Raw genomic sequence first — 13,823 nt, 5'->3', positions numbered from 1 at the left:
TCACTGTTGCATTCGCTCGGCGCGACCTTAACGTTGTTCACCTGTCCGTAAAGCCGCCCCGTCAGAGGGCCTGGCGCGGCCAGAAGGGAGGACGGCATGGCGCTCACCTGGGGCGACGATTATCCGATCCATCAGACGCCTGAACCGGTGGCCTATGCCGGTACGGATCGAAACTTCTACGACCGCTATTTCTTCAATGGCTACGCCGCTGACGGCGACGGCGGCGACCTGTTCTTCGCCGCCGCGTTCGGCGTCTATCCCCATCTCAACATCGCCGACGCCGCCTTCTGCGTGATGAAGGACGGCAAGCAGGTGAACCTGCGCGCCAGCCGCTGGCTGAACATGGAGCGGATGGACCTGCGGGTCGGACCGATCAGCATCGAGGTTCTTGAGCCCCTGCGGCGCCTGAAGCTGACGGTCGAGGCGCCCGAACACGCGATCCGCGCCGAGATCACCTTCGACGGCCGCGCCTTCCCGGTGGAGGAGCCGCGCTTCATCCGCCGCAACGGCCCCCGCACTTTCATGGACTACACTCGCCTGACCCAGAACGGTCGCTACAGCGGCTGGATCGAAGTGGATGGCGTCCGTTCCAGCATCGAGGGCTTCGTGGGCACCCGCGATCGGTCGTGGGGCGTGCGCCCCGTGGGCGCGCGCGATCCGCAGGAGCTGGCGCCGCCCGCGCCCATGCAGTTCTTCTGGCTGTGGTCGCCGTGCAATTTCGAGGATGGCAGCCTCTTCTTCCACACCAATGACGACGAACTGGGCCGCCCCTGGAACCGCCGGGCGCTGTGGCTTCAGGATGGCGGACGCGAGGGCGGGGAGGGCGGCTTCGAAGAGGCGTCCTGCACGATCGACTGGCGCTCGGGCACGCGCAACGCCAGGGCGGCGACGATCGACCTGGGCGCGGATGGCAAGGTCGTGGTCGAGCCTCAGACTGAGTTCTTCATGCTGGGCCTGGGCTATACGCATCCGACCTGGGGCCATGGCCTGAACCATGGCGAACTGGCCGTCGAGCGCGAGGACTACGACGCCGCCGGCCTCGACCGCCGGATGCCGCATCACCTGCACGTCCAGGCCTTGAGCCGGGTCACCTTCACCGACGCCGCGGGCCGTGTTCGCGTCGGACGGGGCGTGTTCGAGCAACTGGCGCTGGGCCCCCACGCGCCCTCGGGGTTCGCCTCGATTCTGGATGTCGCGCCATGACGCTCGCTGAACGGCTGGAGGCCTATCTGAGCCGTCATTGGCAGACGCCGACGACGGTCTCGGACCTGTCGCGCATTCCCGGCGGGGCCAGCCGCGAGACCTATCGCTTCGACGCGGTGATCGACGGCCAGCTTCGCCCGCTGATCCTGAGGCGCGATCCGTCCGGCAGCCTGATCGACACCGACCGGCGGCTGGAATATCTCGCCTTTCAGTCCTTCCACGGTCGCGCGCCGGTTCCTGAACCGATCGTCCTTGAAGGCGAGGGGACCGAACTGGAGCGGCCCTTCTTCATCATGAGCCGTGTGGACGGAGGAGCGGCGGCGTCGCCGTTCACCGTGCAGCCCTATGGCGAGCACGCCCAGGCGATCGGCGAGGCCTTCTTCACCGCGCTGGGCGCCATCGCCGCGACCCCGCCGGCGGGCCTGCCGCTGGCCGCCGATGCGCCCATGCCCGCGCCCGACGACTGCTGGCGCGTCGCCCTGGACCACTGGGCCAAGGTGATCGAGACCGACGAGCAGCATCCGCAGCCGATCGTCCGCGCCGCCATTCGCCGCCTGCGCCGCGCGCCGCCACCCCCCGCCAGCGCGGTGCGGGTGGTGCACGGCGACTATCGCACCGGCAACTTCCTGCATGACGGCCAGGGCAAGATCCTGGCGATCCTCGACTGGGAGATGGTGCATCTGGGCGATCCGCTGGAGGATCTGGCCTGGGCCATTGATCCCCTGTGGGGACATTATGACGACAACCGTGTCGCCGGGATGATCCCCCGGTCGGAGGCTCTGGCGATCTGGAGCTCGGCCAGTGGTCTGCCGATCGATCCCGAGGGCCTGGCCTGGTGGGAACTGTTCAGCGCCGTGAAGGGCCAGGCGATCTGGACCTCGGCGGCGCGGGAATATCGCGAGGGCGGGTTCAAGGATCCGGTTCTGGCGATCTCGGGCTGGTACACCGCCCGTCGGCACGACCAGATCCTGGCCGATCGCCTCATGCGCCTGGAGGGCCTGTCATGACCCCAAGCCTGCCCGATATCCTGGTCGGTAATTTCCTCTGCATGGCCGAACCGCCGCCGCCGGAGTCGGCCGGTGAATTCATGGCCGGCAAGGTCGGCGTCGTGGCGCTGCTGTCGCTGCTGGCCGCTCAGGAAGCCGAGCGCGGCCCTTCCGCCCGGGTCTGGGAGAACGCCGCCATCCGCGCGGTGCTGACCGATGCGGCAGAGGCCTATGGCGACGCCTTCGCCGAGGCCGGCGCCGGCGTGGACACGGACTTCACCCTGGGCGCGCTTGACCGCGCCAACGCCGCGCTGCGTCGGTCGCTGATCGCGCTGCATGAAGCGGTCGAGACGGCGGGGGATGTCGTCCGCGATCACGCCATCCTGAGGCTCTACGGCCAGATGGCCGACGCGCGACGGCTGGACATGCCGCCCTTGCCGGGACGGTGAGCCGCTAGATCTTGGGTTTGGCGTGCCGGGCGTGCTCGGCCTGTTCGGCCGGGCTGATGTCGATGAAGCCCGGCGCGCTGGCGTTGTAGGCGGCCGTCTTGTCCAGATCCATGACCACGCTGCGATGGCCCTGCCACACCATGTGCAGGGCGACATAGAGCACGATCGCCAGGCCGACGAAGCCGATCCAGCGGTGCTTGTGCAGAAGGTTGGCGATCGCCGAAGCGGCCAGGCCCATCAGCACGATCGACAGCAGCAGGCCGAAGACCAGCACGGCGGGATGTTCGCGGGCGGCGCCGGCCACGGCCAGCACGTTGTCCAGCGACATCGAGACGTCGGCGATCAGCACCTGCAGGAAGGCCTGCTTGAAGCTCTTGACGGGGCGGGGCGCCGCCTCGGTGGCCGGATTTCCGTCGATATCGGCCATGGCGTTGGCCTGGTCGTGGGTCATCTGCTCGCGCAGTTCACGCCACATCTTCCAGCAGACCCACAGCAGCAGGACGCCGCCGGCCAGCAGCAGGCCGATCACGCCCAGCAGCCAGGTGGTGATCAGGGCAAAGCCGATGCGCAGCACCACGGCCGCGCCCAGGCCGTACAGAATGACCTTCTTGCGATCCTTGACCGGCAGGCCGCCGGCCGCGAGGCCGACCGCGACCGCGTTGTCGCCCGCCAGGACGAGGTCGATCATCATGACTTGCAGAAGGGCGAGGAGCGGGCCTTGCAGCCCGCTCCCTTGAGCGATCAGGGCGTCAAACATGGGCCCTCAATGCGTCAGCGCGACCGGTCTGGCAAGCCCGACCTAGTGTGCGTGCTCAAGCTCTTTGGCGTGGTGCGTATCATGGCCGGGGCCATGATCGCCCGCCGCGTGCGCGTCGTGCCCAGAGGCCTCGTGAGCCGGGGCCTCATGACCGTGAGCCTCGTGACCATGGCTGTCGTGGCCGTGATCGGCTTCGGCGGCGTGGCCGTGATCCTCGTGGCCATGATGGTCGTCATGCGCCGGCGCGTGGGTGGCGGCGACCATCGGGCTGACATAGCCGACATGCTCGGCCGGAGCGTGAGGATCGGGATGGGCGTGGGCGTGCAGGTCCTCGGCATGGCCGTGGTCGTCATGGCCGTGGCCATGCTCATCGTGCCCGTGACCATGATCGTCGTGCGCCGCGTGATCGTCATGATGATCCGCCGCCGGGGCGTGATGATCGTCGTGGTGATCATGGCTCACCGCCGTGGCCGCCGCCGCGCCGGTCGCCGCGGCGACCATCGGATTGACATAGGAAACATGCGCGGTGGTCGGCGCATCCGGTTCCATCTCGTTGCGGCCATAGTCGGTGAGGGTGCGGAACTTGCGGCGACGTTCCTCACGGGCCTTGCTGGCAGAAGCCCCGCGCGAAATCATCGCCAGGATGATCACCGCCAGCAGCACAAGCGCGCCGCCCAGCACCGACTTCAGCGGCGTCGCGCCCAGGCCGGGCAGGTTGACGCTGCCGTCGAGGCCCGGGAGATTGAGCCTGGTCAGCAGGCCGTTGGTCTTGGTCTTGACCTCTTCCTTGATCGGCGCGACGCGCTTGACGATCTCGCCCAGCGAGAACGTCTGGGCGGTCTTGGCCCCGTTCAGTTCGAGGCCGAACTCGGACTTCAACTGGCCCTTGGCGTCGGCGCCCGGCTTGACCTGCCAGGCGAAGGTGGTGGGCTCGCCCGGCTTGACCACGGCGGTCTGCTTGCCGTTGGGCGTGACCTCATAGCCTTCGCCTTCGAGTTTGGCGTAGGCGCTGGTCTTCTTGGCGGCCTTGGTCAGGCCCAGCTTGGCGGCTTGCGCCTTGATCAGATCGCCCAGAGTGGCGGGCAGCGACAGGGTGACCTGGCCCGCTTCGCCCTTGCCCAGGGTTTCACCGGCGGCCAGGACGGCGCCCTTGGTGGCTTCCGGCGCGATGGCGGCCTGCAGCTTGTCGATCTTGCTCAGCGGCTTGGCGGCCGGGGCCACCGGGGCCGGGATCGCGGGAGTCGGGGCCTTGGCCAGCGCCTCGACGGGCTTGGGCTGAGCCACCGGCTTCAGGGCGGGGGGCGCTGCGGCGACGACCTTGGGCGCCGGCGCGGCGGCCACGACCGGCTTGGCCGGGACGGGCTTGGCCACCACCTTCGGCGCGGGGGCCGAGGCGACGTGCGACAGGTGGTGAACCACCCGCGCGGCCTTGGGATTGGGAATGGGCCGCATGGCCGTGACCAGCGTGCCGTCCGGACGGCGCCAGGTCTTCAGCATGGACGCCTTCTTCGGCGGGGCGCTGGACGCGTCGGCGATCGGAGCGACGGCGACGGGCGCGGGGGCCGTGCCGGGAGCCCCGCCCAGCAGGCCGTCCGGCGCCGCGGCGGCGTTCGGGGGAGGCGGCGCGCCCATCAGGTCGGGCGTCGTCGAAGCGCTGGGCTGGTCCCGCGTCGCGGGCGGGGCGGTGTCGACCCCGTTGCTCGCGCCGCAGCCAGACAGCACCAACGCGCCCAGCGCCGAAGCGCCTAGAGCCGCCAGACGCACGTTACGTTCAAACATCGGGTCCCCCGATCCCATGTTAGATTCATCCGCCGAGCGGCGCTCGCGGAACACTATTTCGCGAGAAGAACACGAGCTTGCGACGAAATCAAAACGGTTAAGGAAGATTCACGAACCGATTTCATCCCCTGCGCGAAACTCTCGACGTCTCGTAGAGCGCGATCGCGGCCGCCGCTGAAACATTCAGGCTCTCGAAGCCGCCGGGCATGGCAATTTTTCCCATGACATCACAATGCTCTGCGACCAATCGGCGTACGCCTTCACCTTCCGACCCCAGAACAAGTACGGTCGGCGCGCCGTCGAGTACCACGTCGAGGGTTTCTTCGGCCTCGCCGGCAAGACCCACGGCCCGCCAGCCCATGTCGGCCAGTTCCTCGAGCGCGCGGGACAGATTGACCACCCGCGCATAGGGGGCCTTGTCGATCGCGCCGACGGCGGTCTTGGCCAGCACGCCCGACAGGGCCGGGGCGTGGCGGTCCTGCAGGATCACGCCCCGCGCGCCGAACGCGGCGGCCGAGCGGAAGATCGCGCCCACGTTCTGCGGGTCGGTGATCTGGTCCAGCATGACCAGGAACCCTTCGGCGGGCGTTCCCAGCTCGGCGATCGACAGGGCCTCGGGCTCGTCGATCTTCAGGGCCAGGCCCTGGTGCGCGGCCCCCTGGGGCAGGAGGCGGGCGATCTCGCTGCCCTCCATGATCTGCAGACAGGGCAGCTTGGCCAGATTCGGCGCGAGTCGTTTGGCGCGGTCCGGAGTGGCCAACAGGCGCTTCGGAGCGGGTCTCGCGGGGTTCTCCAGGGCCGCTTCAACAGCGTGAATCCCCCAAATCCAGTCCTTATCGTCGCTTCCGCCCTTGGAAAAGTGCTGTTTATTCCGAGGCTTGTGACTAAAATCACGTCCCGGTGCAGAAGGCTTCCGGCGGTCGTTGCGTTCGGAATGAGAGGACACTATAAGACGCGCTCCGATTTGGGGCCCTGAGGGTTTCCACGAGCCAGGGCGGCGCTGCTTTAGCACCGTCCGCCAGTGTTCGAGGAAGCTTTTGTTCCTTTTTCATGACGAACGGCTCGCCGTTGGTCGCGGGAAGGGAAAGGTCGCACTGAGGTCGCTCAACGCGCGCTGGGGGAATGTCCCGAGTGGCAAAGGGGGGGGACTGTAAATCCCCTGGCGTACGCCTTCGTAGGTTCGAGTCCTACTTCCCCCACCACGCGCGTTGGAGCCCTTTGGAGCGGTCAAGACGGGTTTCAAAGCCAGAGACCGGGAGCCGACCGCGACCCCGCTAGCCCGATGGGGTGTATTGGGCGGGTATAGCACAGTGGTAGTGCAGCAGCCTTCCAAGCTGAGGATGCGGGTTCGATTCCCGCTACCCGCTCCAGCTCCCTATATATACCGACCCACACACTCATAGCCGCCGGCGCGCAAGGTAGAGACCATGGCCAAGGAAAAGTTCGAACGTAACAAGCCGCACTGCAACATCGGCACGATTGGTCACGTTGACCATGGCAAGACGACGCTGACGGCTGCGATCACGATCACGCTGGCCAAGGCCGGCGGCGGCAAGGCGATGAACTACGCCGACATCGACGCGGCGCCGGAAGAAAAGGCCCGCGGCATCACGATCAACACCGCGCACGTGGAATATGAGACGGCCAACCGTCACTACGCCCACGTCGACTGCCCCGGCCACGCCGACTATGTGAAGAACATGATCACCGGCGCGGCGCAGATGGACGGCGCGATCCTGGTGGTTTCGGCCGCCGACGGCCCGATGCCCCAGACCCGCGAGCACATCCTGCTGGCCCGTCAGGTCGGCGTTCCGGCGCTGGTCGTCTACATGAACAAGGTCGACCTGGTCGACGACGAAGAGCTGCTCGAGCTGGTCGAGATGGAAGTGCGCGAGCTGCTTTCGTCGTATGACTTCCCGGGCGACGACATTCCGATCACCAAGGGTTCGGCCAAGGTCGCCATCGACGGCGGCGACCCCAAGATCGGCGAACAGTCGATCCTGGCGCTGATGCAGACGGTTGACGACTACATCCCGCAGCCGGAACGCCCTGTTGACCTGCCCTTCCTGATGCCGGTCGAAGACGTGTTCTCGATCTCGGGCCGCGGCACCGTGGTGACCGGCCGTATCGAAAAGGGCATCGTCAAGGTCGGCGAAGAAGTCGAAATCGTCGGCATCCGTCCGGTTCAGAAGACGGTCTGCACGGGCGTCGAAATGTTCCGCAAGCTGCTGGACCAAGGTCAAGCGGGCGACAACGTCGGCGTTCTGCTGCGCGGCACCAAGCGCGAAGACGTCGAGCGCGGCCAAGTGCTGTGCAAGCCGGGTTCGATCACGCCGCACACCAAGTTCGTGGCTGAAGCCTACATCCTGACGAAGGAAGAAGGCGGTCGTCACACGCCGTTCTTCACCAACTATCGTCCGCAGTTCTACTTCCGCACGACGGACGTGACCGGGATCATCAAGCTGCGCGAAGGCGTGGAAATGATCATGCCGGGCGACAACGCCGAGCTGGACGTCGAGCTGATCACCCCGATCGCCATGGACCAGGGCCTGCGCTTCGCCATTCGCGAAGGCGGCCGTACGGTCGGCGCCGGCGTGGTTGCCAAGATCGTCGAGTAGTCGACCGGTCTTCAGCGACAAGCTGATCTAAAGCGAAGGCCCCGGCGGAAACGCCGGGGCCTTTTGCTTTGGGGGAAAGTGGGCCGCAACCTAGTTGTAAGCTGTGCCTTGGCGTGCTGCTATCCTAGGCTGTAGTGACGAGTTTCGGGGGCTTGTGTGTACGTTGAGGGGGAGGGGCCAGGACCGGTCGGTTTTGGGCCCGTGGGCGATTGGGTGGAGGTTTCGGTCTTCGCGCGGCCGGCGGTCGCGCCGGACGGCAGTGTGGATGGTGGTCGCCGGTTCTGGCTTTCAGACAATCAGGTCGACCTTCGGAGCGGCCGCCACGAGTGGATGACGCGGGGCGTCACCGAGGTCGTCAGTTCCGATGGTCTGCAGCCGACGGCGCAAATCAATATCGACTTTGAGCCGTCGTACGAGCAACTCAACATTCATCATATCCGGGTCGTTCGTGACGGCGCCGTACGTGAACTGGATGTTCGCGCGCTGATCAGCGTCTTCCGCCGGGAACGCGACCTGGAGCGGGCGATGTACGACGGGCGCCTGACCGCCCATGTCGTGGTGCCGGACCTACGGATCGGCGACATCGTTGACTACGCCTACACCCAGAGCGGGCTGCATCCTGCGCTCAAGGGCCTGTTCGCTTGCGAGGTCTGCTTCCAGTGGGGCTGCTGGGTTGGCGAGACCAAGGTGCGGGTCATCACCGACCCCTCGCGCCAACTCGTCACGCAGGCCTGGCGGGATCCGCCCAAGGAAGACAAGCGTATCCTCGCCGACGGTGGTGTGGACCGCGTTTGGATCGCGCGCGATACGCCACCCTGCAGGTCGGAGGCCGACGTGCCGGGCTGGGTGCGGACGCAGCCGCTGCTCAAGATCGCTGACGCCCTGTCATGGGGCGAAGTCGCCGACGTCTTCGCCGGCGGCTACGCCACACCGCCCAGCCTGCCCGACGATCTCGAGGCCGAAGCGGTCCGGATCGAGGCCTTGTCGGTCGATCCCGCCCTGCGCGTGGTCGAGGCGCTGCGCCTGGTGCAGGGCTCGTTGCGCTATCACTCCGTAAGCCTCGGTGAGGGCGGATTTGTACCGCGCTCGATCGACCGCATCTGGGCGACCCGGGCCGGCGACTGCAAGGACTCATCGCGACTGCTGACCGCCTTGCTGCGACGGCTGGGCATCGAAGCCGATCCCGCGCTGGTTCACACCGTGAAGGGCCCGGACCTGCATCAGGACGCGCCAAACGTCTTGGCATTCAACCACTGCATCGTTCGAGCCCGCCTGGACGGAGTGTCATATTGGCTGGAACCCACCCGCTATCCGCAGGGCGGCACGCTGACGGTGTTGGCCCAACCTCGTTATGGCTGGGCGCTGCCGTTAACGGTCGAAGCGACCCTGGAGTCCATGGGGGAGGATACGCCCACGCCAACGTGTGACGTGAAGGAGGTATTCGATCTGGGCGCTGCGCCTGACGGCGTAAGCACGCTGCGCGTCGAGGCCGTCTATCGCGCCTGGCGCGCCGACGACATGCGGCGACGCTTGGACAATGAGGGCCCCGAAGCGCTCGCGCAGAGCTATCGCGAGTATTACGAGCGGTCCTATGGTCGGGTCACCGAGGTCTCACCGATGGAGACCTTTGACGACCTCGACGCCAATGTCCTGAAGATCACCGAGCACTATATCTTGGCTCGGGCCTGGGAAGCCTTGGACGGTAAGAAGGTCAGGTTCACTACGCGGGACGATCTCTTCGCACCGCATCTGACGACTCAGCGGTCCAGCGACCGCAAATATCCAATCGACATGGGGGCGCCGCGTGCCGTTTCCGTTGAAACCCTGATCAAGACGCCCAAGTCGTTCCTAGTCGAGGCGTGGTCGGACGTGTTCGAAATGAAGGGCGTGCGCGCCAGTTCGAAGTTCGAAGCCTTGTCCGGCGAACGGTCGTTCCGCCTGATGAGGGGGGTGACGGTGTCCAGACGGTGTCTCGAAGCCGAAGAGGCGGATCGGTTCTTCGACCTCCGCGAAGGGGCGCTGAACTCGTCCGCGTTGGTCCTCACCGACAATCCCGACGCGCCCAAGCCCAAGGGTGCGGGCGTGAGCTTGGATGTCAGACTGATCTATTTCAGCATCTGGATTCTGATCTTGGTCGTGTCCTACGTGGCCCGTAACCTTGTCTAGTCGTCGCGGTATCGGCCCGTGGGGATCTCAATGTCCCAAATGGCTCGGAAGTCGCCCCTGAGAACCCCTCTATCTATTAGAGAGAGTTTTGTAACGTTCACTCTGGCTGCGACGAAGCTCTATCCCCGTGCCCTCACGAGCATAGCCGCCCCTCGATCCCAGCAAATTCAATGCCCTAACCGCCGCACCCAGCGTCACGATGCAAAATCGACGCAACACCCCCAAAACCTGCCCCATACTTCTCCTCGCCCCATCGCAGGGGAGGGCGCGAAGCTGGCGACCTGACGGGCGGTGGGGGCGGTTGTACGGGTTCAAGAGGACAGGGGACGTAAACCTGTCCATCGGAGGAAGGCCAAAGCCTCCGCCCGTCCGAAGGTACGTTCCGGGTCCTCCGGAATCGGCGAGGCTGCAGCCCAAGGCTGGGTCCGTCGCGAGGCAGGACAAACCCGGATGGGGGTGAAAGGTTGAACCAGACCTGCGCGCCCCGGCCAGAGGGATAACAACCGTGCGGAGCGCTCCGGCCACGGCCGAAACGGTACTCCACTACACACTCATCCGGGCCTGGCCCGGACGCTCCGCCGCCTCCCCAACTCGCCGGTCAGACCGGCGAGGATGCGAACCCGTGCGTTCTGGCTTTCGCGGCAAATTCCGACATCAGCATTTGTCGTGACGGCGAGCCGCGCGGCGCGATAGGCTGGCGTTCATGTCGATGCCTTCCGTTACCCGCCGCGCCGCCGCCCAGTGGCGTGTCGGCGCCGAGATCCAGCCCATCGAACGCGCCGTGCCCGACGAGGTCGCCGTGGGACTGTCGTTCAACGGCCGGCCCCATACGGTGCTGATGGCGACGCCGGCCGATATCGAGGATCTGGCGCGGGGCTTCACCCTGACCGAGGCCATCGCCGGCGCGGGCGACATCCTGGCCATCGAGGTTACCGAAGCGGAGCTGGGCCTGATGGCCGACGTGCGGCTTGCCCCGGCGGCCGCGCCCCGCAAGGCCCGGCCGCGCACCCTGGAGGGGCGGTCCAGCTGCGGGCTGTGCGGCGTTCAGCGCCTGGCCGACGCCGTGCGGCCCCTGCCGCGCGTCGGCGAGGGCAGGGCGCTGACTCATCAGGCGATCCAGCGGGCGCTTGACGCCCTGACCGAGACCCAGACCCTGGGCCGGCTGACGCGGGCGACCCACGCCGCCGCCTTCGCCGATGTCGACGGGCGCATCCTGCTGTCGCGCGAGGATGTGGGCCGGCACAACGCCCTGGACAAGCTGGCCGGGGCGTTGGCCGCCAGCGGTCTCGACGCCGACAGCGGCTTTGTTCTGGTGACCAGTCGCTGCTCGTTCGAGATGATCGAGAAGACCGTCCGCATCGGCTGCCCGATCCTGGTGGCGGTGTCGGCGCCCACCGATCTGGCGATCCGCAAGGCGGAGGAGGCGGGTCTGACCCTGGTGGCCCTGGCCCGCGCCGACGGGCATACCGTGTTCACCCGCGCCGACCGTCTGGTCGAGGCCGCGATGGAGACCGCCTGATGTCGGACATCAAGATCCCGGGCGTCCGCGACTATGATGCGCCGGCCGGGGGCTGGGGCGCGCTGAAGGCCGTCGCCGGCGCCCTGGGCGATCAGGCCACGGTGATCGAGGGCGGGCGCACCCTGCTGTCGGCCAACCAGCCCGAGGGCTTCGACTGCCCCGGCTGCGCCTGGCCCGATCCCAAGCACACCAGCTCGTTCGAGTTCTGCGAGAACGGCGCCAAGGCCGTGGCCTGGGAGGCGACCAGCAAGCGCGCCACGCCCGAGGTCTTCGCCCGCCACACGGTCAGCGAGCTGCTGACCTGGAGCGATCATGCGATCGAGGATCTGGGCCGGCTGACCGAGCCCATGGCCTATGACGCGGCCAGCGACCGCTACCTGCCGATCAGTTGGGACGAGGCCTTCGCGCGAACCGGTTCGGCCTTGCGGGCTTTGGACAATCCCAACCAGGCGGAATTCTACGCCTCGGGCCGGGCGTCCAACGAGGCGGCGTTCCTCTATCAGCTGCTGGGCCGCCGGTTCGGGACCAACAATTTCCCCGACTGCTCCAACATGTGCCACGAGCCGACCAGCGTCGGCTTGCCGGACTCGATCGGCATGGGCAAGGGCTCGGTGACGCTGGAAGATTTCGACGACGCCGACCTGATCCTCTGCTTTGGCCACAACCCCGGCACCAACCATCCCCGCATGATGGCGACCCTGCGTGAGGCGTCACGACGCGGCGCGACCATCCTGGCCTTCAATCCGCTGCGCGAACGGGCGCTGGAGAAGTTCGCCTCGCCGCAGGATCCGATCGAGATGGCGACCCTGTCGTCCACGCCCATCGCCTCGGCCTATTACCAGCTGACCATCGGCGGCGACGCCCTGGCGGTGCAGGGCATGATGAAGGCGGTGCTGGCCCTGCAGGCGGTGGATCGCGACTTCATCGCCGAGCACACGGCCGGGTTCGACGACCTGGTCGAGGCGCTGGACGCGCTGTCCTGGGACGAGATCGAGATGGGCTCGGGGCTGTCGCGGGCCCAGATCGAGGAGGCCGCCGCCGTCTATGCGCGGTCGAAGGCGGCGATCCTCTGCTACGGCATGGGCCTGACCCAGCACCGGGACTCGTCGGGGACGGTGCAGCAGCTGGTCAATCTGCTGCTGCTGCGCGGAAACATCGGCCGGCCGGGGGCGGGCATCTGTCCGCTGCGGGGCCACTCCAATGTGCAGGGCGCCCGCACGGTGGGCGTGGCCGAGAAGCCGGCCGCCGCCTTGCTCGACTCCCTCAAGGTGGTCTTCGACTTCGAACCGCCGCGCCAGCATGGCCACACGGTGGTCGAGGCCATCGAGGCGATGGAGCGGGGCGAGGCCAAGGTGTTCCTGGGCCTGGGCGGCAATTTCGCCGTGGCGGCGCCGGACCCGATCCGCACCTTCGCCGCCATGCGCAGGCTGGACCTGGCCGTGCACATCGCCACCAAGCCCAACCGCACGCATCTGCTGGTCGGCGAGGAGAGCCTGCTGCTGCCCTGCCTGGGCCGCACCGAGATCGACATCCAGGTCGGCGGTCGCCAGGCCGTGACGGTCGAGGACTCGATGTCGATGGTTCATGCCTCCAGGGGCCTGAACCCGCCGGCGTCTGAACACCTCATGTCAGAGCCCGCCATCGTGGCGGGGATCGCCCAGGCGGTGCTGGGCGAGGACGACAGGGTCGACTGGGCCGGACTGGTCGCCGACTACGACCGCATCCGCGACCTGATCGCCCGCGTGTTCCCGGGGGCCTTTGACGACTATAATGAGCGAATCCGGACGCCCGGCGGCTTCCGTCTGCCGGTGCCGCCGTCGGAGCGGGTGTGGAAGACGGCCTCGGGCCGGGCCAATTTCATGGCCCATGCGCCCAGCGGTGGTGATCCGCGCCAGGGCGACGCCAGCGTGATGATCCTGACCACCCTGCGCAGCCACGACCAGTACAACACCACCATCTATGGCCAGAACGACCGCTATCGCGGCGTGTTCGGTCGGCGGGACGTGGTCTTCGCCCACCCGGACGACCTCGCCGAGCGCGGGCTGGCGTCGGGCGACCTGATCGACCTGGCCGCGGCCTTCGACTCCAGCGGCGAGCGCGTCGTTCGCGGCTTCACCGTGGTGGCGCGCGAGATCCCGCGCGGCTGCCTGGCCGCCTACTATCCGGAGACCAATGTGCTGGTGGCGCTGGAGGATCGCGATACGCGCAGCGGCACGCCGGCCTACAAGTCGGCCCCCGTCCGGCTGTCGGCGCATGTCGCAAGCTGAGCTTTGCGGCAAAGCGGCCAATTTGTGACATCGCGGTCATGACCGCGAATTAAGTCGTCTCGATCCGCGACCGTCGCTA

The 13,823-nt window shown here is 67.3% G+C and carries 9 protein-coding genes, 2 tRNA genes and 1 pseudogene; 9 read left to right on the top strand and 3 right to left on the bottom strand.

Going from position 1 to position 13,823, the window contains the following annotated elements; genetic code table 11:
• Nucleotides 1-96 precede the first annotated feature (96 nt).
• Genes ACQY9P_RS20555 through ACQY9P_RS20545 form a run of 3 tightly spaced genes read left to right on the top strand, consistent with a single transcriptional unit; the run spans nucleotide 97 to nucleotide 2,638 of the window.
• Nucleotides 97-1,203: a hypothetical protein gene (locus tag ACQY9P_RS20555; protein WP_421737400.1), complete on the top strand. Its 1,107-nt coding sequence runs from the start codon at nucleotides 97-99 to the stop codon at nucleotides 1,201-1,203.
• Entirely contained in the window at nucleotides 1,200-2,210 is a 1,011-nt protein-coding gene (locus ACQY9P_RS20550) for a phosphotransferase family protein (protein WP_421737401.1), read from the top strand. Before ACQY9P_RS20555 ends, ACQY9P_RS20550 begins: the two co-directional genes overlap by 4 nt.
• Entirely contained in the window at nucleotides 2,207-2,638 is a 432-nt protein-coding gene (locus tag ACQY9P_RS20545; protein WP_421737402.1) for a hypothetical protein, read from the top strand. Before ACQY9P_RS20550 ends, ACQY9P_RS20545 begins: the two co-directional genes overlap by 4 nt.
• A gap of 4 nt (nucleotides 2,639-2,642) precedes the next feature.
• Here ACQY9P_RS20545 and ACQY9P_RS20540 read toward each other — a convergent pair whose 3' ends face one another.
• The 3 genes and pseudogenes from ACQY9P_RS20540 to rlmB form a co-directional block, all read right to left on the bottom strand.
• Nucleotides 2,643-3,395, bottom strand: coding sequence for a TerC family protein (locus ACQY9P_RS20540; RefSeq protein ID WP_421737403.1), 753 nt, complete (start codon nucleotides 3,393-3,395; stop codon nucleotides 2,643-2,645).
• Nucleotides 3,396-3,437: 42 nt separating this feature from the next.
• Nucleotides 3,438-5,174, bottom strand: a complete 1,737-nt coding sequence (locus tag ACQY9P_RS20535) for a stalk-specific protein X (protein WP_421737404.1) — start codon at nucleotides 5,172-5,174, stop codon at nucleotides 3,438-3,440.
• A 108-nt stretch (nucleotides 5,175-5,282) separates the two neighbouring features.
• A pseudogene (gene rlmB, locus ACQY9P_RS20530) lies at nucleotides 5,283-6,120 on the bottom strand (23S rRNA (guanosine(2251)-2'-O)-methyltransferase RlmB).
• Nucleotides 6,121-6,290: 170 nt separating this feature from the next.
• Here rlmB and ACQY9P_RS20525 point away from each other — a divergent pair.
• From ACQY9P_RS20525 to ACQY9P_RS20500, 6 genes are all read left to right on the top strand, one after another.
• Nucleotides 6,291-6,376 (top strand) — tRNA-Tyr (locus tag ACQY9P_RS20525).
• Nucleotides 6,377-6,470: 94 nt separating this feature from the next.
• Nucleotides 6,471-6,544, top strand: a tRNA-Gly gene (locus ACQY9P_RS20520).
• 57 nt (nucleotides 6,545-6,601) lie between these two features.
• Nucleotides 6,602-7,792: an elongation factor Tu gene (tuf, locus tag ACQY9P_RS20515; RefSeq protein WP_421736709.1), complete on the top strand. Its 1,191-nt coding sequence runs from the start codon at nucleotides 6,602-6,604 to the stop codon at nucleotides 7,790-7,792.
• Between the two features lie 213 nt (nucleotides 7,793-8,005).
• Entirely contained in the window at nucleotides 8,006-9,958 is a 1,953-nt protein-coding gene (locus ACQY9P_RS20510) for a DUF3857 domain-containing protein (RefSeq protein WP_421737405.1), read from the top strand.
• A 703-nt stretch (nucleotides 9,959-10,661) separates the two neighbouring features.
• On the top strand, nucleotides 10,662-11,477 hold the full coding sequence (fdhD, locus tag ACQY9P_RS20505; RefSeq protein ID WP_421737406.1) for a formate dehydrogenase accessory sulfurtransferase FdhD: 816 nt from the start codon (nucleotides 10,662-10,664) through the stop codon (nucleotides 11,475-11,477).
• Complete coding sequence (locus tag ACQY9P_RS20500; protein WP_421737407.1) at nucleotides 11,477-13,744, top strand: FdhF/YdeP family oxidoreductase; 2,268 nt, start codon at nucleotides 11,477-11,479, stop codon at nucleotides 13,742-13,744. The genes fdhD and ACQY9P_RS20500 overlap by 1 nt, the downstream gene beginning before the upstream one ends.
• Nucleotides 13,745-13,823 lie beyond the last annotated feature (79 nt).

Origin of the sequence: Caulobacter sp., from assembly GCF_965279145.1 — a bacterium.
Classification (GTDB): Bacteria; Pseudomonadota; Alphaproteobacteria; order Caulobacterales; family Caulobacteraceae; genus Caulobacter.
This window is presented reverse-complemented; position numbering and strand designations above follow the sequence as displayed.